The organism is Mycobacterium kansasii ATCC 12478 (assembly GCF_000157895.3).
Classification (GTDB): domain Bacteria; phylum Actinomycetota; class Actinomycetes; order Mycobacteriales; family Mycobacteriaceae; genus Mycobacterium; species Mycobacterium kansasii.
In genome coordinates this window covers 1281194-1302554 of record NC_022663.1, presented here as the reverse complement: position 1 = coordinate 1302554, position 21361 = coordinate 1281194, and the positions used below count along the sequence as shown (strand labels likewise).

General features: G+C 67.0%; 15 protein-coding genes and 2 tRNA genes. 8 read left to right on the top strand and 9 right to left on the bottom strand.

Translation table 11 applies throughout. The features are described from left to right. Nucleotides 1-41: 41 nt before the first annotated feature. The 3 genes from MKAN_RS05525 (at nucleotide 42) to acpS (ending at nucleotide 10950) form a co-directional block, all read left to right on the top strand. On the top strand, nucleotides 42-764 hold the full coding sequence (locus MKAN_RS05525) for a DUF1906 domain-containing protein (RefSeq protein WP_023366018.1): 723 nt from the start codon (nucleotides 42-44) through the stop codon (nucleotides 762-764). A 534-nt stretch (nucleotides 765-1298) separates the two neighbouring features. Further along, entirely contained in the window at nucleotides 1299-10529 is a 9231-nt protein-coding gene (locus MKAN_RS05520) for a type I polyketide synthase (RefSeq protein ID WP_036445427.1), read from the top strand. Between the two features lie 28 nt (nucleotides 10530-10557). After that, nucleotides 10558-10950 carry a holo-ACP synthase AcpS gene (acpS, locus tag MKAN_RS05515; protein ID WP_023366014.1) on the top strand — a complete coding sequence of 131 codons (393 nt, stop codon included), beginning with the start codon at nucleotides 10558-10560 and terminating at the stop codon, nucleotides 10948-10950. A 15-nt stretch (nucleotides 10951-10965) separates the two neighbouring features. Here acpS and MKAN_RS05510 read toward each other — a convergent pair whose 3' ends face one another. From MKAN_RS05510 to macS, 3 genes are read right to left on the bottom strand one after another with little or no spacing between them, the layout of a single operon-like run. Further along, a complete protein-coding gene (locus MKAN_RS05510; protein WP_036392908.1) occupies nucleotides 10966-12759 on the bottom strand; it encodes a DUF2339 domain-containing protein in 1794 nt (597 codons plus the stop codon). A 58-nt stretch (nucleotides 12760-12817) separates the two neighbouring features. Continuing rightward, complete coding sequence (locus MKAN_RS05505; protein ID WP_023366010.1) at nucleotides 12818-13474, bottom strand: response regulator; 657 nt, start codon at nucleotides 13472-13474, stop codon at nucleotides 12818-12820. After that, nucleotides 13467-14612 carry a MacS family sensor histidine kinase gene (gene macS, locus MKAN_RS05500; RefSeq protein ID WP_023366008.1) on the bottom strand — a complete coding sequence of 382 codons (1146 nt, stop codon included), beginning with the start codon at nucleotides 14610-14612 and terminating at the stop codon, nucleotides 13467-13469. Before macS ends, MKAN_RS05505 begins: the two co-directional genes overlap by 8 nt. Before the next feature lie 30 nt (nucleotides 14613-14642). On the opposite strand from macS, the gene MKAN_RS05495 reads away from it, so the two are divergent. Both MKAN_RS05495 and MKAN_RS05490 read left to right on the top strand, forming a co-directional pair. After that, entirely contained in the window at nucleotides 14643-15977 is a 1335-nt protein-coding gene (locus MKAN_RS05495; protein ID WP_036392911.1) for a dipeptidase, read from the top strand. A gap of 243 nt (nucleotides 15978-16220) precedes the next feature. Further along, on the top strand, nucleotides 16221-16583 hold the full coding sequence (locus MKAN_RS05490; RefSeq protein ID WP_023366004.1) for a hypothetical protein: 363 nt from the start codon (nucleotides 16221-16223) through the stop codon (nucleotides 16581-16583). A gap of 295 nt (nucleotides 16584-16878) precedes the next feature. Here MKAN_RS05490 and bcp read toward each other — a convergent pair whose 3' ends face one another. Next, the gene (bcp, locus tag MKAN_RS05485) at nucleotides 16879-17367 is read right to left on the bottom strand and encodes a thioredoxin-dependent thiol peroxidase (protein WP_036392557.1); all 489 of its coding nucleotides are present in this window, start codon (nucleotides 17365-17367) and stop codon (nucleotides 16879-16881) included. Between the two features lie 91 nt (nucleotides 17368-17458). Here bcp and MKAN_RS05480 point away from each other — a divergent pair, with 91 nt between their 5' ends. Then, the gene (locus MKAN_RS05480) at nucleotides 17459-17686 is read left to right on the top strand and encodes a DUF3618 domain-containing protein (protein ID WP_023366000.1); all 228 of its coding nucleotides are present in this window, start codon (nucleotides 17459-17461) and stop codon (nucleotides 17684-17686) included. 214 nt (nucleotides 17687-17900) lie between these two features. Here the strand turns inward: MKAN_RS05480 and MKAN_RS05475 are convergent. Further along, nucleotides 17901-17973: transfer RNA gene (locus MKAN_RS05475), tRNA-Lys, on the bottom strand. A 207-nt stretch (nucleotides 17974-18180) separates the two neighbouring features. On the opposite strand from MKAN_RS05475, the gene MKAN_RS05470 reads away from it, so the two are divergent. After that, entirely contained in the window at nucleotides 18181-19377 is a 1197-nt protein-coding gene (locus tag MKAN_RS05470; RefSeq protein ID WP_023365998.1) for a L,D-transpeptidase, read from the top strand. A gap of 22 nt (nucleotides 19378-19399) precedes the next feature. On the opposite strand, the gene MKAN_RS05465 is transcribed toward MKAN_RS05470, so the two are convergent. Further along, nucleotides 19400-19831 carry a hypothetical protein gene (locus MKAN_RS05465; protein WP_225722857.1) on the bottom strand — a complete coding sequence of 144 codons (432 nt, stop codon included), beginning with the start codon at nucleotides 19829-19831 and terminating at the stop codon, nucleotides 19400-19402. On the opposite strand from MKAN_RS05465, the gene MKAN_RS05460 reads away from it, so the two are divergent. After that, nucleotides 19802-20416 (top strand): SAM-dependent methyltransferase, encoded by a 615-nt coding sequence (locus tag MKAN_RS05460; protein ID WP_023365994.1) that lies wholly within the window; start codon nucleotides 19802-19804, stop codon nucleotides 20414-20416. The genes MKAN_RS05465 and MKAN_RS05460 overlap by 30 nt on opposite strands. 8 nt (nucleotides 20417-20424) lie before the next feature. Here MKAN_RS05460 and MKAN_RS30325 read toward each other — a convergent pair whose 3' ends face one another. From MKAN_RS30325 to orn, 3 genes are all read right to left on the bottom strand, one after another. After that, nucleotides 20425-20580 (bottom strand): hypothetical protein, encoded by a 156-nt coding sequence (locus tag MKAN_RS30325; protein ID WP_155254701.1) that lies wholly within the window; start codon nucleotides 20578-20580, stop codon nucleotides 20425-20427. Further along, a tRNA-His gene (locus MKAN_RS05455) sits at nucleotides 20548-20623 on the bottom strand. The genes MKAN_RS30325 and MKAN_RS05455 overlap by 33 nt, the downstream gene beginning before the upstream one ends. 51 nt (nucleotides 20624-20674) lie before the next feature. Next, entirely contained in the window at nucleotides 20675-21322 is a 648-nt protein-coding gene (gene orn, locus MKAN_RS05450) for an oligoribonuclease (RefSeq protein WP_036392914.1), read from the bottom strand. Between the last annotated feature and the right edge of the window lie 39 nt (nucleotides 21323-21361).

The following is a 21361-nucleotide window of genomic DNA, read 5'->3' as shown; positions in this document are numbered from 1 at the left end:
CTCAATGAGCCAATTGATGCCGGTGTCGTACTCTGTGGCATGTGGAGGCCTCGCGTCGGGACGTGCTCAAGTACGCGGCGGCGGTGCCCGGCCTGCTGGGCCTTGGCATCGCGGCCGCGTCGCTGCGCGCCGCGCCGGCATCGGCGGGTTCGCTTGGCACCTTGTTGGACTATTCGGCCGGGGTCATCCCCGCCAGCCAGATCAGGGCCGCCGGGGCGGTGGGTGCGATCAGGTACGTGTCGGATCGGCGACCTGGGGGTACCTGGATGCTGGGCAAGCCGATCCAACTCGGTGAGGCCCGCGATCTGAGCAGCAACGGGCTCAAGATCGTTTCGTGCTACCAATTCGGCAAGGGCAGCACGTCCGATTGGCTGGGCGGTGCAGCTGCAGGTGTTCAGCATGCCAAGCGGGGCATGGAGTTGCATGCCGCGGCGGGCGGTCCGGTGAGCGCCCCCATCTATGCCTCGATCGACGACGATCCGTCATACGAGCAGTACAAGAACCAGGTCGCGCCATATCTGCGGTCCTGGGAGTCGGTGATCGGGCATCAGCGCACCGGTGTGTACGCCAACTCCAAGACGATCGACTGGGCGGTGCGGGACGGGTTGGGCTCTTATTTCTGGCAGCACAACTGGGGTTCGCCGAAGGGGTTCACGCATCCGGCCGCCAATTTGCACCAGGTGGAGATCGACAAACGCAAAGTCGGCGGAGTCGGCGTGGATGTCAACGAGATCCTCAAGCCCCAATTCGGGCAGTGGGCCTAATTTTCCGTCCCGTCAGGCCCCGTCAAGCCCCGTGTGCGGCGCAGCTCCAGCAAACACTCGTTCGCTTAGATCGAAGCAGCGCAAAATGCGCCGATTGCGCGGCGCTACGGCCGATGCGACGTCACAGGCCGGGCGCAGCACCCAATTTCAACATAACGATTTGGTAACAATACTGCCTTGATCAGCGCAGTTAGAGCTACTCGACCGTAACCACCTGCACGCAGGACGTTTGGTCCGCGCGCCCGCGCCGACGGTGAAAGCAGGTGTTACCGATGGCGTGGTTACCCGCGCGTAGAACTCGCCAGTAACCGAGCGGCGTCAAAAAAGTGGACTGATCCTTATGACACTCTTATAGAGCCGATGCAGTCCGTCGCGCCACCCGGTCCACGGGCCGGCCCGCCGACAACGCACCGGTCAGACGTTTTCCGGCTGCGATTCGATGCGGAATCGGCCGGAGTTCACGAGGCCCCGCAGGGGCGGTCCGGGCCGGCCGAACGAACCGACACGTACAGGCGCATACAGGAGATAAAGACGGTGACGATCCACGAGCACGACCGGGTGTCAGCTGACCACGACGGGACTGGCCCGCATCGCGCCCATGCTCTGGTCGATCGCCTGACCGCCGGTGAGCCGTTCGCGGTCGCGTTCGGCGGCCAGGGCAGCGCCTGGCTGGAGACGCTCGAGGAATTGGTTTCGGCGGCCGGGATCGAATCGGAGCTGGCCGCGCTGGCAGGTGAGGTGGAGCTGCTGCTCGAGCCGGTTGCCAAAGAGCTGGTCGTGGTTCGCCCGATCGGCTTCGAGCCGCTGCAGTGGGTACGTGCGCTGGCCGCCGAAGACGCGGTCCCGCTGGACAAGCACCTGACGTCGTCCGCGGTGTCGGTGCCGGGCGTGCTGCTCACCCAGATAGCCGCCATCCGTGCCCTGGCACGCCAGGGTATGGACCTCGTTGCCACCCCGCCGGTTGCCCTGGCCGGGCACTCCCAGGGGGTGCTGGCGGTCGAGGCGCTCAAGGCCGGTGGCGCTCGCGACGTGGAGCTGCTGGCGTTGGCCCAGCTGATCGGCGCGGCCGGGACGCTGGTCGCGCGCCGGCGCGGGATCTCGGTGCTCGGCGATCGTCCACCGATGGTGTCGGTCACCAACGCCGACCCCGAGCGCATCCAGCGATTGCTCGAGGACTTCGCACAGGACGTGCGCACGGTGCTGCCGCCGGTGCTGTCCATCCGCAACGGCCGGCGCTCGGTCGTCATCACCGGTACCCCCGAGCAGCTCTCGCGCTTCGAACTGTATTGCCGTCAGATCTCGGAGAAGGAGGAAGCCGACCGCAAGAACAAGGTCCGTGGCGGCGACGTCTTTGCGCCGGTATTCGAGCCGGTACGGGTGGAGGTGGGCTTCCACACGCCGCGGCTGGGCGACGGCATCGACATCGTCGGCAGCTGGGCCGAGAAGGTCGGCCTCGACATCGCGTTGGCCCGGGAACTGGCCGAATCCATCCTGGTCCGCAAGGTCGACTGGGTCGACGAGATCACCCGCGTCCACGAGGCCGGTGCGCGCTGGATCCTTGATCTGGGTCCAGGGGACATCCTGACCCGGCTGACCGCGCCGGTGATCCGTGGCCTGGGTATCGGCATCGTGCCCGCTGCGACCCGCGGCGGTCAGCGCAACCTCTTCACCGTAGGGGCCACGCCCGAGGTGGCGCGGGCCTGGTCGAGTTACGCGCCGACCGTGGTCCGCCTGTCCGACGGCCGGATCAAGCTCTCGACGAAGTTCACCCGCCTTACCGGACGGTCGCCGATCCTGCTGGCGGGCATGACGCCGACCACCGTCGACGCCAAGATCGTCGCCGCCGCGGCCAACGCCGGGCATTGGGCCGAGCTGGCCGGCGGCGGGCAGGTCACCGAGGAGGTCTTTCACAGCCGCATCCAGGAGATGTCGCGTCTGCTGGAGCCGGGCCGGACCTACCAGTTCAATGCCCTTTTCCTCGACCCGTACCTGTGGAAGCTTCAGGTCGGCGGCAAGCGGCTGGTGCAGAAGGCCCGCCAGTCCGGCGCGGCGATCGACGGTGTGGTGATCAGCGCGGGCATCCCGGATCTCGAGGAAGCCGTCGACCTGATCCACGAGCTCAACGACATCGGGATCAGCCATGTCGTGTTCAAGCCCGGAACCATCGAGCAGATCCGCTCGGTGATCCGCATCGCCACCGAGGTACCGACCAAGCCGGTAATCATGCACGTCGAGGGCGGCCGCGCCGGTGGCCACCATTCCTGGGAGGACCTTGACGACCTGCTACTGGCGACCTACTCCGAGCTGCGCTCGCGCGCCAACATCACCGTCTGCGTCGGTGGCGGCATCGGCACCCCCGAGCGCGCGGCCGAATACCTGTCCGGTCGCTGGGCGCAGTCCTACGGCTTCCCGTTGATGCCGATCGACGGGATCCTGGTGGGCACCGCGGCGATGGCGACCCTAGAGTCCACCACGTCACCCTCGGTCAAGCGCATGCTGGTCGAAACCCAGGGCACCGGCGAGTGGATCAGCGCCGGAAAGGCCCGGGGCGGCATGGCTTCCAGCCGCAGCCAACTCGGCGCCGACATCCACGAGATCGACAACTCCGCGTCGCGGTGCGGCCAGCTGCTCGACGAGGTCGCCGGCGACGCCGACGCGGTGGCGGAGCGTCGCGACGAGATCATCGCCGCCATGGCCAAGACCGCCAAGCCCTACTTCGGCGACGTCGCGGAGATGACCTACCTGCAGTGGCTGCGCCGTTACGTGGAACTGACCATCGGCGAAGGCAATTCGACCGCCGACACCGCCGGGGTCTTGGGGCCGGACAGCCCTTGGCTGGCCGACACCTGGCGCGACCGCTTCGAGCAGATGCTCCAGCGCGCCGAAGCCCGCTTGCATCCAAAGGATTTCGGCCCTATCGAAACGGTCTTCACCGACCCGGCGCTGCTGGAGAAGCCGACCGAGGCCATCGCCGCGCTGCTTGCCCGCTATCCGGACGCCGATACCGTCCAGCTGCACCCGGCCGACGTTCCCTTCTTCGTCACCCTGTGCAAGACCCTTGGCAAGCCGGTGAACTTCGTGCCGGTGATCGACAAGGACGTCCGGCGCTGGTGGCGAAGTGACTCGTTGTGGCAGGCCCACGATGCCCGCTACGACGCCGACCAGGTGTGCATCATCCCCGGCCCGGCGGCGGTGGCCGGTATCACCCGCCTGGACGAGCCGGTGGGTGAGCTGCTGGACCGCTTCGAGCAGGCCGCCATCGACGAAGTGCTGGCCGCCGACGGGGAAGTCAGGGACGTCACGTCGCGCCGGTTGGGCCGCCCCGACGCCACCGGACCCCTGGCCGTCGTGCTCGACGCGCCCGACGTGCTGTGGGCCGGCCGCACCGCGATCAATCCCGTGCACCGGATCGCCGACCCAAGCGATTGGCAGGTACACGACGGACCCGAAAACCCCCGTGCCACACACTCTTCCACCGGATCCCGGCTCCAGATCGACGGGGAAAACGTGGCGTTGAGCGTGCCGGTGTCGGGCACCTGGATCGACATCCGGTTCAGCCTGCCGCCCAACACCGTCGACGGCGGTATCCCGGTGGTCTCGACCGAGGACGCCGCTACCGCGATGCGCTCGGTGCTGGCGATTGCAGCCGGTGCCGACGGGCCGGAGCTGCTGCCGCCGGTCACTGACGGCGTGGCCCGGGTGACCGTCGACTGGGACCCGGAGAAGGTCGCCGACCACACCGGGGTCACCGCGACCTTCGGCGAGCCGTTGGCGCCCAGCCTTACCACCGTTCCCGATGCGCTGGTCGGTTTGTGCTGGCCGGCTGTTTTCGCGGCGATCGGATCGGCGGTTACCGACACCGGTGTGCCCGTGGTGGAAGGCCTGCTCAATCTGGTGCATCTTGATCATGCGGTCCGCATGGTCGGCACTTTGCCCGCGGCGCCCACCCAATTGACCGTTACCGCAACGGCTTCGGAAGCCCGCGACACCGAGGTGGGCCGGGTGGTGCCAGTCTCGGTGACGGTCGCCGGGCCTGGCGGCGAAGCGATCGCCGTCCTCGACGAGCGATTCGCCATCCTCGGCCGAACCGGGGCAGCCGAGCTCGTCGACCCGGTGCGGGCCGGTGGTGCGGTGTCGGAGAACGCCACCGACACGCCGCGCCGCCGCCGCCGTGACGTCACCCTGACCGCGCCGGTCGACATGCGCCCGTTCGCGGTGGTGTCCGGCGACCACAACCCCATCCACACCGACCGGGCCGCCGCGCTGCTCGCCGGCCTGGAATCGCCCATCGTGCACGGCATGTGGCTGTCGGCCGCAGCCCAGCACGTGGTGACCGCCACCGACGGGCAGGCCCGTCCGCCGGCCCGGCTGATCGGCTGGACCGCGCGTTTCCTGGGTATGGTGCATCCGGGCGACGAAGTCGACTTTCGCGTCGAGCGCGTCGGAATCGACCGGGGCGCAGAGATTCTGGAAGTGGCCGCGCGGATCGGCTCCGACCTGGTGATGTCGGCGACCGCGCGACTGGCCGCACCCAAGACGGTGTACGCGTTCCCCGGCCAAGGCATTCAGCACAAGGGCATGGGCATGGAAGTGCGGGCGCGCTCCAAGGCGGCCCGCAAGGTGTGGGATACCGCGGACAGGTTCACCCGCGACACGCTGGGCTTCTCGGTGCTGCACGTGGTCCGGGACAACCCCACCAGCATCATCGCCAGCGGTGTGCACTACCACCACCCCGACGGCGTGTTGTACCTGACGCAGTTCACCCAGGTCGCCATGGCCACCGTCGCGGCCGCGCAGGTGGCCGAGATGCGCGAGCAGGGCGCCTTCGTCGAGGGCGCGATCGCCTGTGGCCACTCGGTCGGCGAGTACACCGCGCTGGCCTGCGTCACCGGCGTCTACGAGCTGGAAGCCTTGCTGGAGATGGTGTTTCACCGCGGCTCCAAGATGCACGACATCGTGCCGCGGGACGAACTGGGCCGCTCCAACTACCGGTTGGCGGCGATCCGGCCGTCGCAGATCGATCTCGACGACGCCGATGTCCCGGCCTTCGTCGCCGGGATCGCCGAGCGTACGGGTGAGTTTCTGGAGATCGTGAACTTCAACCTGCGTGGCTCGCAGTATGCGATTGCCGGCACCGTGCGTGGTCTGGAGGCGCTCGAGGCCGAGGTGGAGCGGCGCCGTGAGCTCACCGGTGGGCGCCGTTCGTTCATCCTGGTTCCCGGTATCGACGTGCCGTTCCACTCCCGGGTGTTGCGGGTCGGGGTGGCGGACTTCCGGCGTTCACTGGACCGCGTGATGCCGCGCGACAAGGACCCGGATGTGATCATCGGGCGCTACATCCCCAACCTGGTGCCACGGCTGTTCACCCTGGATCGTGACTTCATCCAGGAGATCCGGGATCTGGTGCCGGCCGAACCGCTCGACGAGATCCTCGCCGACTACGACACCTGGCGCCGGGAACGGCCCCGCGAGCTGGCCCGCGTCGTCCTGATCGAGCTGTTGGCTTGGCAATTCGCCAGCCCGGTCCGCTGGATCGAAACCCAGGATCTGTTGTTCATCGAAGAGGCGGCCGGTGGCCTGGGAGTGGAGCGGTTCGTCGAGATCGGCGTGAAGACCTCGCCGACGGTGGCGGGCCTGGCGACCAATACCCTCAAGCTGCCCGAATACGCCCACAGCACAGTGGAAGTGCTCAACGCCGAGCGTGATGCCGCGGTGCTGTTCGCTACCGACACCGACCCCGAGCCGGAGCCCGAAGCCGACGAACCCATCGGCGAAGTGGCAGAGTCGGTTGAGCCGGCCGGAACTGCCTCTGCCGCACCGGCTCCCGCGCCTCTGGCACCTTCGGGTGCCGCTCGGCCGGACGACATCGCCTTCGATGCCGCCGATGCCACGCTGGCGCTGATCGCGCTGTCGGCCAAGATGCGCATCGACCAGATCGAAGAGCTCGACTCCATCGAATCCATCACCGACGGCGCGTCGTCTCGGCGCAACCAGCTGCTGGTGGACCTGGGCTCCGAGCTGAACCTGGGCGCCATCGACGGCGCCGCCGAGGCCGATCTGGCCGGGCTGCGGGCGCAGGTCACCAAGCTGGCGCGCACCTACAAGCCTTACGGCCCAGTGCTTTCCGATGCGATCAACGATCAGCTGCGCACGGTTCTCGGGCCCTCGGGCAAGCGGCCGGGTGCGATCGCGGAGCGGGTGAAGAAGACCTGGGAACTCGGTGACGGCTGGGCCAAACACGTCACCGTCGAAGTCGCTCTGGGAACCCGTGAGGGCACCAGCGTCCGTGGCAGTGCGCTGGGCAACCTGCACGAGGGTGCGTTGGCGGATGCCGCGTCCGTCGACAAGGTGATCGACGCCGCGGTCGCCTCGGTTGCCGCGCGTCGGGGCGTCGCCGTGGCGCTGCCGTCTGCGGGCGGTTCCGGCGGCGCCACCGTCGACGCGGCCGCGCTGAGCGAATTCACCGATCAGATCACCGGTCCCGACGGGGTGCTCGCGTCGGCGGCTCGCCTGGTGCTGGGCCAGCTGGGGCTCGACGACCCGGTGACCGTGCCCGCGGCGGCGACCGACGCCGAGCTGATCGACTTGGTCACTGCCGAATTGGGCGCCGACTGGCCGCGGTTGGTGGCTCCGGTGTTCGACGCCAAGAAGTCCGTCGTCTTCGACGACCGCTGGGCCAGTGCCCGCGAAGACCTGGTCAAGCTGTGGCTGACCGACGAAGGCGACATTGACGCCGACTGGGCGCGGCTGTCCGAGCGCTTCGAGGGTACCGGCCACGTCGTGGCGACCCAGGCCACCTGGTGGCAGGGCAAGTCGCTGGCCGCGGGCCGGCAGATCCACGCGTCGTTGTACGGCCGGATCGCCGCCGGTGCCGAGAACCCGGACCCCGGACCCTGCAGCGACGAAGTGGCCGTGGTGACCGGCGCGTCGAAGGGCTCGATCGCGGCGTCAGTGGTGGCACAATTGCTCGACGGCGGCGCCACCGTCATCGCCACCACCTCGAAGCTCGACGACCAACGACTGGCGTTCTACCGCACGCTGTATCGCGACCACGCCCGCTACGGCGCGGTGTTGTGGGTGGTCGCGGCCAACATGGCGTCCTACGCGGATATTGACGCGCTGGTCGAGTGGGTTGGCACCGAGCAGACGGAAAGCCTTGGGCCACAGTCGATTCACATCAAGGACGCGCAGACTCCGACACTGCTGTTCCCGTTCGCGGCGCCCCGTGTCGTCGGCGATCTGTCGGAGGCCGGCTCGCGTGCCGAGATGGAAATGAAGGTGCTGCTGTGGGCCGTGCAGCGGCTGATCGGCGGCCTGTCGACCATCGGCGCCGAGCGTGACATCGCGTCGCGGTTGCACGTGGTGCTGCCCGGCTCACCCAACCGCGGGATGTTCGGCGGCGACGGCGCCTATGGTGAAGCAAAGTCGGCGCTGGATGCCGTGGTGAGCCGCTGGCACGCCGAATCTTCGTGGGCGACCCGCGTCAGCCTGGCGCACGCCCTGATCGGCTGGACCCGCGGCACCGGGCTGATGGGCCACAACGACGCCATCGTCAGCGCCGTCGAGGAGGCTGGTGTCACCACCTACTCGACCGACGAGATGGCGGCGCTGCTGCTCGGCCTATGCGACGTGGAATCCAAAGTCGCCGCGGCCAGTTCGCCGATCAAGGCGGACCTGACGGGAGGCCTGGCCGAGGCCGATCTCGACATGGCTGAACTGGCCGCCAAGGCGCGTGAGCAGATGTCTTCCGACGCGTCGGCTGTCCAGGAGGAGTCGGCGCCGGGCATCATCGCCGCGCTGCCATCGCCGCCGCGCGCGCACACTCCGGCGCCGCCGCCGGATTGGGCCGACATCGACGTCGACCCAGCCGATCTGGTGGTGATCGTCGGAGGCGCCGAATTGGGCCCCTACGGCTCGTCGCGCACCCGCTTCGAGATGGAGGTCGACGACGAACTGTCGGCGGCCGGTGTTCTCGAGCTGGCCTGGACCACCGGATTGATCCGCTGGGAAGACGACCCGCAACCCGGTTGGTACGACACCGAATCGGGCGAGCTGGTCGACGAGGCCGAGCTGGTCGAGCGCTACCACGACGCCGTGGTGCAAAAAGTGGGAATTCGCGAGTTCGTTGACGACGGCGCGATCGATCCCGACCACGCGTCGCCGCTGCTGGTATCGGTGTTCCTGGACAAGGACTTCAGCTTCGTGGTGTCTACGGAGGCCGAGGCCCGGGCGTTCGTCCAGTTCGACCCCGAGCACACCGTCATCCGGCCGGTGCCCAACTCCGCCGACTGGCACGTTATCCGCAAGGCGGGCACCGAAATCCGAGTGCCGCGCAAGACGAAGCTGTCGCGGACCGTCGGGGCGCAGATCCCCACCGGGTTCGACCCGACGGTGTGGGGAATCAGCCAGGACATGGCCGCCTCGATCGACCGGGTGGCGTTGTGGAACATCATCGCGACGGTCGATGCGTTCCTGTCCGCCGGCTTCACGCCGGCCGACCTGATGCGCTGGGTGCACCCAAGCCTGGTGGCCAACACGCAGGGCACCGGCATGGGCGGAATGACCTCGATGCAGACCATGTACCACGGAAACCTGCTGGGCCGGAACAAGCCGAACGACATCCTGCAGGAAGTGCTGCCCAATGTCGTTGCCGCGCACGTGGTTCAGTCCTATGTCGGCAGTTACGGCGCGATGATCCACCCGGTCGGCGCCTGCGCGACCGCCGCAGTGTCGGTGGAAGAGGGCGTCGACAAGATCCGGCTGGGCAAGGCCGAGCTGGTGGTGGCCGGCGGGTTCGACGACCTGACACTGGAGGCCATCATCGGCTTCGGTGACATGGCGGCCACGGCGGACACCTCGATGATGCGCGGCCGGGGTATCCACGACTCGAAGTTCTCCCGGCCCAACGACCGGCGGCGGCTCGGATTCGTGGAAGCTCAAGGTGGCGGCACCATCCTGCTGGCCCGCGGCGACCTGGCCCTGAAGATGGGCTTACCGGTGTTGGCCGTGGTGGCCTACGCGCAATCCTTCGCAGACGGTGTGCACACCTCGATCCCGGCCCCTGGTATCGGGGCGCTGGGAGCCGGCCGCGGTGGCCGGGATTCGGTCCTGGCGCGGTCGCTGGCCAAGCTCGGCGTGGGTGCTGACGACATCGCGGTGATCTCCAAGCACGACACCTCGACGCTGGCCAACGACCCCAACGAGACCGAACTGCACGAGCGACTCGCCGACGCGCTGGGCCGCTCCGAAGGCGCCCCGCTGTTCGTGGTGTCGCAGAAGAGCCTCACCGGCCATGCCAAAGGCGGCGCCGCGGTCTTCCAAATGATGGGGCTGTGCCAGATCCTGCGCGACGGCGTCATTCCGCCCAACCGCAGTCTGGATTGCGTCGACGACGATCTGGCGAGCTCCGCGCACTTCGTGTGGGTCCGCGAGACCTTGCGGCTGGGCGGGAAGTTCCCGCTCAAGGCCGGGCTGGTGACCAGTCTCGGGTTCGGTCACGTGTCGGGCCTGATCGCACTCGTGCACCCGCAGGCCTTCATCGCGTCGCTGGATGCCGCGCAACGTGCGGACTACCAGCGCAGGGCCGACGCGCGGTTGTTGGCCGGGCGGCGCCGTCTGGCCGCGGCAATTGCCGGCGGTACGCCGATGTACGAGCGGCCCGCGGACCGCCGTTTCGACCACCATCAGCCGGAGAAGCCGCAGGAGGCCGCGATGTTGCTGAATCCGGTCGCCAGGCTGGGCGACGGCGAGGCATTTATCGGATGACTTCGATCATCCGTTAGCGTGGCGACCCATGGGCATCGTCGGTGTGGGGATCGACCTCGTCTCCATTCCTGATTTCGCCGAGCAGGTCGACCAACCCGGAACGGTGTTCGCGACGACCTTCACCCCCGGTGAGCGGCGGGACGCCTCGGACAAGAGTTCGTCGGCGGCACGGCACCTGGCGGCCCGCTGGGCCGCCAAGGAGGCGGTGATCAAGGCCTGGTCCGGCTCGCGGTTCGCGCAGCGGCCCATGCTGCCCGAGGACATCCACCGCGATATCGAGGTGGTCACCGACATGTGGGGCCGGCCGCGGGTGCGGCTAACCGGCGAAATCGCCAAGCACCTGGCTGACGTGACCATCCATGTCTCGCTGACCCACGAAGGGGATACCGCCGCCGCGGTGGCCATTCTCGAGTCACCCTAGAGTGCTCGCGCTCGGTCAGCGAGCGAGGCTGCGGGCGTATCCGGCACCCATGCCCAGCAGTACCAGACCGACGACGATGAATGCCGCCACCCGGAACATGCCGTCCAGGGTCGCCAGATCGAACACGAATAGTTTGGCGGTGGCGGCGGCCGTAAGCGCCAGTCCGGCAGTGATCGGGGCCGTGCGGTCTTCCCGGCCGGCGTGATGCAGCGCATAGCCGAACAGCGCCGCCGCCATGCCGATCCAGCACACAGTGGCGATCAAGTGCCCGGCCAGGAACCCGACATCGGTACCGCCGAAAAGTACACCGGCGGTCACGGTGAACGCCGTGAAGGCATAGACGACCAGCATCCCGGCAACCACGCTGAGGATCGCCCTCGTGTCGGAATCCTGCACACCTGCGCACGCTCGTGCTATCGCGAACACGGCGGCGATGACGAGCAGGCTGGCGGCAAGAGTGGACACCGCAATCGAGGTCGGCATCACGGTAGCGGTCAGCAAGGCACCGAGTGGCGCATAGCTGTAGCACAGGCCCGTCCCAATGACACCGAATCCTGCTGCGGCCCAACGTGCTACCGCATCGCCACGACCGGCAATGGCGACGATGACAGCCAGCGAGAGCAGCACCGGGCCCTCGACGTAGCCGTCGAAGGCCACGGTAGCGGCGACAAGCGCCGAAATCGCCGACCACCCCGACCAAACCTGTCTGGCGATCATGGGCAGTTCGGTGCCGACCAGCACGATCGCCAGCATGGCTGACGCCAGGGCGGCTGCCAGCACCGCGGCCATTACGCGATCGACTGCCATTCCAGCGGCCAGGGCGGGCAGGGTCCCGGCCGCCGTCAGTACCGCCAATGCGGCGGTATTGCTGATAGCCGGTAGCACGACGAGGCCGCTGGCGATCGCGAGGATCGCGGCGATTCCGCAGGCGGCACCGATCACCCAGGCGCCGTCGTGTCGGACCGACATCAGCGCCACCAGCAGGGGCAGCGTGGTGGCCGCGATCCGGGCAGCGTGCAGCCAGATCCAGTCCTTGCCCAGTTGTACCGGCAGCGCGGCGGCCGAGAGCGCCAGCATGAAGCTGACCAACAATATGTCGACACCGCGGGTGATGACGGGCGCCAGACCGATCAGTGGCACCAGCACCAGCAGACCCAGATGTTCGGAGTCCCACCGCCGAGCCAGCGCCAGACCCGCACCGCCGACCACCGCGGCGAGCAGGAGCCCGGCCGGCGCCGGCACCCACTTGTAGATGGTGGTGAGGGCGATGACGTCCAGGTAGGCGGCGGCAATACCGGTGGCGGCCAACGCGATCGCGCCGATCCGTCCGCCGGGGCGGTTGCGTAACCAGGTGGCCACGCCAACGAGCCCGAGCGCCAAAAGGGTGCCACCGGTGACCCGGATCTCCGGCCGCAGCAGGCCAGCCTGCGCGGCGAGGACGAGCAGCAGCACCACGCCGATCAGCGTCACCGCCACCCCGGCGACGGCCAGCAGCTTGCCGATCCAGCCGGATTCGCGGTCTGAAGCCGGCCGCATCGGTGCCGGAGCGGGTGCAGGTGTGTGCTGAGGTGGTGACGGAGCGAACGGGCGTGGCGGTGCCGGCGCCGCGGGTTGCCAGTGCTGCCAGTACGACTGCCAGTACGGTGCTACGGGCTGCGGTGGTGTTGGGGCGGGCTGGCGTGCGGCGGGTGAATCGGAGATCAGCCGGTCGAGTTGACCGAGTTCGCCGGAGACGCGGGCTATTTGGCGGGACAAAGCATCGAACTCGGCGGCGAGCCGGCTGATCACGGCATGAGGGGATTCGGTCATGGCGGCCACCATGCCGGGTGACGCATAGAAACGGATGAGTAGGACTACCCGAATCCGGCTATTCGTCGAGCCCGTGCTCGATGGCGTAGCGGGTCAACTCCACCCGATTGGCCACCTGCAGCTTGCGGAATGTCGCCTGGACGTGGTTTTCGACGGTGCGGTGACTCAACGAGAGTTTTTCGGCAATCTGCTTGGCGGACAATCCTTTTGCAACGTATCGCAATACCTCGGTCTCGCGCTCGGTGAGGCTGGGGCGAGCCGGTCCCGAGTCGGTGCTCGTGGCGATGCGACGGTATTCACCCAGTACCAGTCCGGCCAAGCTCGGGGTGAACACCGCACGCCCGGCCGCGGTGGCTCGCACGGCGTCACTCAATTCCGCCTTGGAGGCGCTCTTGACCAGGTATCCCGTCGCCCCGGCCTTGACCGCCTCCAAGACGTCCTCGCGTTCGTCCGAGGCCGACAGGACCAGCACCCGGGTAGCCGGGGAGACCTCGAGCACCTCCGTCGTCGCCTGCACGCCGTTGCCGTCGGCCAGGCGCATGTCCATGAGCACGACGTCCGGCTTGACGACCGCGGCCCGTCGCCGCGCCGCCGCCACGCTGTCGGCGGTGGCGACCACGTTGAACCCGTCGTCGGCAAGGTCGCGCACGACCGCGTCGCGCCAGATCGGATGGTCATCGACAACCATCACGGTCGGGGATTGCTGTTCACTCATGAGGTCCTTCCCGGCGCGGTACCGTCAGTTCCCACTCGGTGCCCTCGCCCGTGTTCGTGCTCAGCTGCGCGGTGCCGCCCAGCGCCGCCAACCGCCCCACGATCGACTTCGAGACCCCAAGCCGACCCTGGCTGGCGGCTTCCTCGAGCCGCCCCGCGGCAATGCCGACTCCGTCGTCGCGAACGCTCACCGTCACCACATCGCCCATATCTTCCAGTAGTACATAGGCGCGGGCGTTCGGCCCGGCGTGCAAGCGAACATTGTCCAGAGCATTGCCCACCGCCGCGTCCAACTCTGTGGCCACCCCACGCGCCAACGGCACCGGCGTTCCCGGCAAGCTCATGGACACGTGGTCGGACGCCCGCCGCCGCAACAGGGCACCAATGTCGACCGACTGGTTGCCGCCGTCGTGCTCGGTGTCGGTGGAGACCACCCAACGGCGCAGCGCGCCTTCTTGTTCACTGGCCAGTTCCGCTAATTCGGCTGCTTCGCCGCCTATTTCGTGGCCCCGCTTGGCGACCAGGGCCAACACCTGGATGACTCCGTCGTGAACTTGCCGGGACAGCCGTTCCCGTTCGTGCAGCGCTGCCGACAATTCAGCGGCTCGCTGCAGTTCGTCGTGGGCACGCCGGGCGGTCCGAGCGGCCATCCCCACCGCGAGGCCGACTGCCAGCTCGATGACGATGGTCGCACTACGACCGAGATTGACGTTGACGTAACCCTTGACGGCTTCGTTGGCGGCCGTCACCGCCACGCCGGTCAACATGCCGCCGGCCGGACCGAACTGCAGGGCCGCCGAAATGGTGGCGTTGCTGGCCCACAGGGTCGTCGGCCAGGTCTGGTTATCCAGTGCCCATTGTCCGGTGGCTACCACCTTGGTGGACAGCATCAGCAGCACGACGACGGCAATCTCGGCGATCACCCAGGCAGGCCGCCGCCCGAAGCCGCGCAGGTAGGCGAATGCGCACGCCGCGCTCCAGCCGATCAGCACCGCGAAGAGCGCCCAGCCCACCGCCGGCAGCCGCAGGTCGGAGTTGACCGCGATCTGAAAACCCAGGGCGTAAACGCAGCTCAACAGCCGGAACAGCTGCGCCGCCCGCCAGAGCGGCGCCGCCGGGTCGGGGCCGCGCGTCGCCATATCGGGCTCAGCATAGCTAGCCTCGTGATCGTGACTGATCTGGTTGAGCGGGTTCGTGCGGTGTTGCCGTCGGTGCGGCGTGATCTCGAAGATCTGGTACGCATCGACTCCGTGTGGGCCGACCCGGCGCGACACGATCAGGTACATCGCAGTGCACAGGCAGTGGCGGATCTGTTGTCGCAGGCGGGTTTTGACGATGTGTGGACAGTCAGTGAAGGCGGTGCGCCGGCGGTCATCGCGCGGTATCCGGCGCCACCGGGTGCGCCGACGGTGCTGCTGTATGCCCACCATGACGTGCAGCCCGAGGGTGACCGCGACCAGTGGGCGTCGCCGCCTTTCGAGCCCACCGAACGCGACGGACGACTGTACGGGCGTGGCACCGCCGACGACAAGGCTGGCATCGCAACGCATTTGGCCGCATTCCGGGCCCACGGCGGCCGGCCGCCGGTGGGCGTGACCGTCTTCGTGGAGGGCGAAGAAGAATCCGGATCTCCGTCACTGGGCCGATTGCTCGCCGCCCACCGCGACATGCTGGCCGCCGACGTGATCGTCATCGCCGACTCGGACAATTGGAGCACCGACGTCCCCGCGCTGACGGTGTCGCTACGCGGACTGGCCGATTGCGTCGTCGAGGTCGCCACGCTCGACCACGGGCTGCACTCCGGCTTGTGGGGCGGTGTGGTTCCCGACGCGTTGAGCGTGCTGGTGCGGCTGCTGGCCAGCCTGCACGACGACGACGGCAACGTGGCAGTCGCAGGGCTGCATGAAACCGACGTTGCGGCCCTGAATTTCCCGGACTACCCGCCCGAGCGGGTGCGCGCAGGCGCTGGCCTGCTGGATGGGGTGAGCGAAATCGGTTCCGGCACGGTACCCCAGCGACTCTGGGCGAAACCCGCGATCACCGTGATCGGCATCGACACCACATCGGTTGCGGCAGCGTCGAATACGTTGATTCCGCGGGCTCGCGCCAAGATCAGTCTTCGGGTTGCCCCCGGGGGTGACGCCGTCGCGCATCTGGACGCCCTGGAGACCCATCTGCGGCGGCACACACCGTGGGGCGCGCGGGTCAGCATTCACCGGGGCGAGGTCGGCCAGCCGTACGCCATCGAGGCCAGCGGTCCGGTCTACGACGCCGCACGCGCGGCGTTCCGGCGGGCCTGGGGCACCGATCCCATCGACATGGGCATGGGCGGGTCGATTCCGTTCATCGCCGAGTTCGCACGGGCGTTTCCGGCGGCGAAAATCCTGGTCACCGGCGTCGAGGATCCCGCAACTCAAGCACACAGCATCAACGAGAGCCTGCATCTGGGGGTATTGGAGCGCGCCGCGGTCGCCGAAGCGCTGTTGCTGGCTAACCTGGCCTGATCAGACCGGCACATCGGGGCGCCGTGTCGCGATGTGTCCGGTGGCTTTGACGTTGTACTGGGCGCGCTACGGATGGGCCTCGCACACGAGCAGTTGCACGGGCTGCTAAGGGTTTGTCGTCTTTCCTCGATGTGACCATTTGACGGTGGGAGGCTGCAATAATGCCACGATGACGGATCGGCGGCCACGGGGGTGAGAGCCGCGATCCCGTGCGGGTTTGCCGGATGCGGTCAGACAGCTGCGGTGGTCGAGCTGATTCCTAAGGGTGCCGTCTACGCCGATGGTCGGAAGGACATCTTGCACGAGCTCGATTCCGGCTTTTCCGGCAGGGGCACCTTCAGGGTCAGGGACTTCCTCCGGCACGCGAACTACTCCCTCGCTGTCGCGGACTACGAGGCGGTCGCCACCGTGGTGCGCGGCGAGACCGACGACGTGGCCGCGGCGCTCTACAGGCGCGACAAGGAATATGCGCCGTTCTTCTGCGCAGAGTGCGGGTATTCGTATTGCGGAACGCACTGGAAGCTGAATCCGGTCTTCGACGAATGTGGCTTCGACTACTACACCGGATGCTGTCCCGTCGGGCACCGAAAGTTCATCGATCACTGACGGAGCGTCGCTGAGGCACGCCCGATCCTGCCGCGGAGGAGTTGTGCTCGGTGCCGCGGTCCATCCGGCCGGAACGCCGATCGAGGGTCAGGGCGGGGATTCGAGACCTGAGCAACCGGAGGCCGGGTATCCGAGCGGGCCCGGTGCTCAGAGTCAGGTCGAATGGAACGGCGAGTGGTGAGCGATCGACGGAGATCCCATGAGGGACAAGGGGAGTCGCCGCACGGCTCACATTGAGTACGTGATTACCAGGGGCTGAGATCGTTTGGAAGCGCCGTAGCCACCGTGGCAGTGACTAGCCGGCAGCGGTCGCCTGCGTGATGATCTTCTGGATCAACGTTGCCGTGTGTGCGGCCTTGACGTTGTACTGGGCAAGGGCGATCTTGCCCTTCTCGTCGACGACGAATGTGGACCGGATGACGCCCTGCACGGTCTTGCCGTACATCTTCTTCTCGCCGTAGGCGCCCCAGGCCGTCAATGCCTTGCGGTCGGGATCGGACAGCAGCGGGAACGTCAACGCCTCGGCGTCGCGGAACTTGGCCAGCTTGGCGGGCGCGTCAGGGGAAATTCCGACGACGTCCAGGCCGGCGTCGTTGAGATCGTGCAGGTTGTCGCGGAAGTCGCAGGCCTCTTTGGTGCATCCCGGTGTCGAGGCGGCCGGATAGAAATACACGACCACGCGGCGTCCCTTGTAGTCGGCCAGCGACACCTTCTTGCCGTCGGCGTCGGGCAAACTGAAGACAGGCGCTTTGTCGCCGGGAGCCAGGCGGGTGGACTCGCTCAACGTATGTTCCTTTCTGTTCACCGGAGCGTAGCGACTCGCACCGGCTCATCTAGGGTAGTTCGTCAGGTGCATCGACTTGGAGGACAGACACGTGGCGGACCGTGATCCCGAGACCATCAAGCAGGAGATCGACCTCGCCCGCGACCAGCTGGCGGCGACGGTCGACTCGCTTGTTGAACGTGCCAACCCCCGCCGCCTCGCCGACGACGTGAAGGCCAAGGTGATCGAATTCGTCACCAAACCCGCGGTGACCGTGACACTGGTCGGCGTCGGGTCTGTCGTCGTCATCGTGGTGATCCGCAACATCAGGAATCGGTAAGCGCTGCAGTGACACTCACTGGCTGCGTAGCTGACACCAACCTTCAGTGGTCGGCACGCCTCACACTAATCCCATTGTGCCGGTGGGTTTCTCGCGCTGGCTACGCCGCCGAACACCGCGGTGCCGCAGGCTCCGGGGCCGGGTTGTTTGGCCGCAACGCCGATCCGAGTTTCCCGGTCAAATCGACGACACGCGACGTGATGCGCCATTGAGGTGCGCCGTCAGGGTTTCGAACCCCGGACCCGCTGATTAAGAGTCAGCTGCTCTACCAACTGAGCTAACGGCGCCGTGGACGGCCAGAGACCGCGTACGCGACAATAACAGGCATCGTGGCGCAGTGGGAAATCTCCAGATCAGGACGGGGTGAGGTGCGACACTGAACCAGCCGACAAGCCGACAAATTCTGTCGTGGCCGCGGTTAGACACTACAATACAGGGAACAATCCAGGGTCAGCGGTGACCGGAGTAAGCGAGAGTATCTGGAAGGTCACGTGATGACGCCTTTGCGCAGAAGTCGATCGTGGCTGGCTGCGATCATGGTCCCGGTCGCTGTTCTCGCCGTGGCGTGCAGCAGCGGCAGTGCGGCCGCGCCGGTCAAGGTCATCGTCAACAAGGGCACACCCTTCGCCGACCTGCTGGTGCCCAAGCTGACCGCGTCGGTGACCGACGGAGCCGTCGGTGTCACCGTGGATGCGCCTGTCACCGTCAGCGTTGCCGACGGTGTGCTGGCGGCGGTCACCATGGTGAACGAAAACGGCAAGTCGATCAGCGGCCAGCTCAGCCCCGACGGACTGCACTGGTCGACCACCGACCAACTCGGCTACAACCGGCGCTACACGCTCAGCGCGAAGGCGCTCGGACTGGGCGGCGCGGCGACTCGCCAGATGACATTCCAGACCAGCTCGCCCGCACACCTGACGATGCCCTATGTGAATCCGGGCGACGGCGAGGTTGTGGGGATCGGCGAGCCGGTGGCGATCCGGTTCGACGAGAACATCGCCGACCGGGTTGCTGCGGAAAAGGCTATCAAGATCACCACCAACCCGCCCGTCGAAGGCGCCTTCTACTGGCTGAACAACCGCGAGGTGCGTTGGCGCCCAGAGCATTTCTGGAAGCCTGGCACCGCCGTCGACGTGGCGGTCAACACCTATGGCGTGGATCTCGGTGAGGGAATGTTCGGCGAGGACAACGTCAAAACGCATTTCACCATTGGCGACGAGGTCATCGCGACCGCAGACGACAGCACCAAGGTACTGACAATCCGGGTCAACGGTGAGGTCGTCAAGACCATGCCGACGTCGATGGGTAAAGACAGCACGCCGACCGCCAACGGCGTCTACATCGTGGGCGCGCGGTTCAAGCACATCATCATGGACTCGTCGACCTATGGCGTTCCGGTGAACTCGCCCAACGGGTATCGCACCGACGTCGACTGGGCCACGCAGATTTCCTACAGCGGTGTCTTCGTCCACTCCGCGCCGTGGTCGGTGGGAGCTCAAGGCCACACCAACACCAGCCACGGGTGCCTGAACGTGAGCCCGAGCAATGCCCAGTGGTTCTACGACCACATCAAGAGCGGTGACATCGTCGAAGTGGTCAACACCGTGGGAGGCACGCTGTCCGGCACGGATGGCCTCGGTGACTGGAACATTCCCTGGGATCAATGGCGCGCCGGTAACGCCAAGGCCTGAGCCTGGCCGGCGGGCCTGATCGTCACACCAGACAGGCGGGGGCGGTCACCTCGACGGCGGCGACTCCCCGGCGTCCCGGCACGACGGTGGCCGGACCGTCGACGATCATATGAAAGCGCTCCAGCCTCGGGATGTGCCCGTGTACGGCGGTGATCCCGTTGGACAGGCGATGTGCTTCGTCGAGGTAGACGGTGAATCCCCGGTCGGCAAGTTGCGCCAATAGCTGGCTCAAGTGCTCGGCGGGCGAGCAGGGGGCTGCGGTCTCGACGTAGGGCACCAGTCTCGCGGAAGCGGCCAGTGACTTCTTCAACCCGGGAGCGGTCGGTGAATTGGATCCAGGCGAGGTCGACGACGACGCACCGCTGGGCATGAGGCGGTTAGCCGACTCGATGGCGGTGTCCACGCGGGTTTCGACGAATTTTTCATGGCGGCCGTCGAGTCCGGGGTCCGCCAAGCGGTGATCCTGGCCTCCGGGTTGGACACGCGTGCCTACCGGTTGCCGTGGCCGGGTGGAACAACGGTGTACGAGATCGATCAACCGCAGGTCATCGAATTCAAGACGAAAGCCCTGGCAGCACTGGGTGCCGCTCCGACCGCTGAACACCGCGCGGTAGGCATCGACCTTCGCCACGACTGGCCGGGCGAACTGCGCGACGCGGGTTTCGACATGAGCCGACCGGCGGCATGGAGTGCCGAGGGTTTTCTTCCCTTCCTGCCGACCGATGCCCAGGATCGATTGTTGGACAGCGTGACCGCTCTCAGTGCCGCCGGCAGCCGGTTTGTCGCGGAGAGCCTGGGGCGTTCCGGGGAGCTGCATGCAATGATGCACACCCGCACCAGGGCGGCCGTCGATCGTTGGCGACAGCACGGTTTCGACATCGACCTGACCGAGCTGGGATACGTTGGCGAACGCAACGATGCCGCCTACCTGGAAAGCCGCGGCTGGACGACGGCTTCGACCAAGGTAGCCGACTTGTTTGTCGAGAATGGGCTGAGGTTGCCGGTCGATGAGGCAGCGGAGCAGGCATTGATGTCCTAATCGTTCACCTATTTCGCCGCAACCCGGATATAACGCGTCGGGGCGCGGAAGCCGCCGGCGTCGACAGCGGCCATCGTGGTGCCGGTGCCGGTTAGGCGCTGGGCCAGCGTCGCCAAAATCCCGCTGACCTGTGGGGTGAGTGACGGGACTCGAACCCGCGACACCCAGGATCACAACCTGGTGCTCTACCAACTGAACTACACTCACCATGGCCGCCGGCCGGCCCTCCGGGAGGGCTAAAGAGCGGCGACGTCGATATTAACCGGTCGGAGGCTCCTCGGCCGAATCAATTGTCACCGGTGCGTCGGCTCCGACTTGAATATCGGCGACCACCGCGGCGATTTCGCTGGTAGACGGCCCTGGCGGCGGAACGAACGCGGTACGCCGGTAGTACTGCAGTTCGCGGATGGATTCGTGAATGTCGGCCAGCGCCCGATGCGCCAGGCCTTTGGGCGGCTGGCCGAAGTAGATGCGTGGGTACCAGCGCCGGCAGAGCTCCTTGATCGAGCTGACGTCGATCATCCGGTAGTGCAGAAAAGCGTCCAGAGCGGGCATGTCGCGGGCGATGAACGAGCGGTCGGTGGCGATGGAGTTTCCCGCCAGCGGCGCCGTCTTGGGTTGCTTGACGTGCTCGTTGATGTAGTCGAGCACCATCGCTTCGGCCGTCGCCAGGTCGACGGTGGAAGCCTTGACTTCCTCGATCAGTCCCGAGCGGGTGTGCATCTCGGCTACGACGTCGATCATCGACGACAGCGCGTCGTCGTCGGCATGGATGACCACGTCCACGCCGTCGCCGAGAATGTTCAGGTCGGCGTCGGTGACCAGGACGGCGATCTCGATCAACTTGTCCGAAGCTATGTTCAGCCCGGTCATCTCGCAGTCGATCCACACCAGTTCGTCGCGCACAGCGCTCAAGAGTAGGCCCATCTCCGCTGTCGTAACTGC

Bases quoted from the DNA above. Each gene is read 5' to 3' on its own strand.
- acpS (WP_023366014.1), top strand. From the start codon at position 10,558: ATGGGCATCGTCGGTGTGGGGATCGACCTCGTCTCCATTCCTGATTTC.
- MKAN_RS05510 (WP_036392908.1), bottom strand. From the start codon at position 12,759: ATGACCGAATCCCCTCATGCCGTGATCAGCCGGCTCGCCGCCGAGTTC.
- MKAN_RS05505 (WP_023366010.1), bottom strand. From the start codon at position 13,474: ATGAGTGAACAGCAATCCCCGACCGTGATGGTTGTCGATGACCATCCG.
- macS (WP_023366008.1), bottom strand. From the start codon at position 14,612: ATGGCGACGCGCGGCCCCGACCCGGCGGCGCCGCTCTGGCGGGCGGCG.
- MKAN_RS05470 (WP_023365998.1), top strand. From the start codon at position 18,181: ATGACGCCTTTGCGCAGAAGTCGATCGTGGCTGGCTGCGATCATGGTC.
- MKAN_RS05460 (WP_023365994.1), top strand. From the start codon at position 19,802: ATGGCGGCCGTCGAGTCCGGGGTCCGCCAAGCGGTGATCCTGGCCTCC.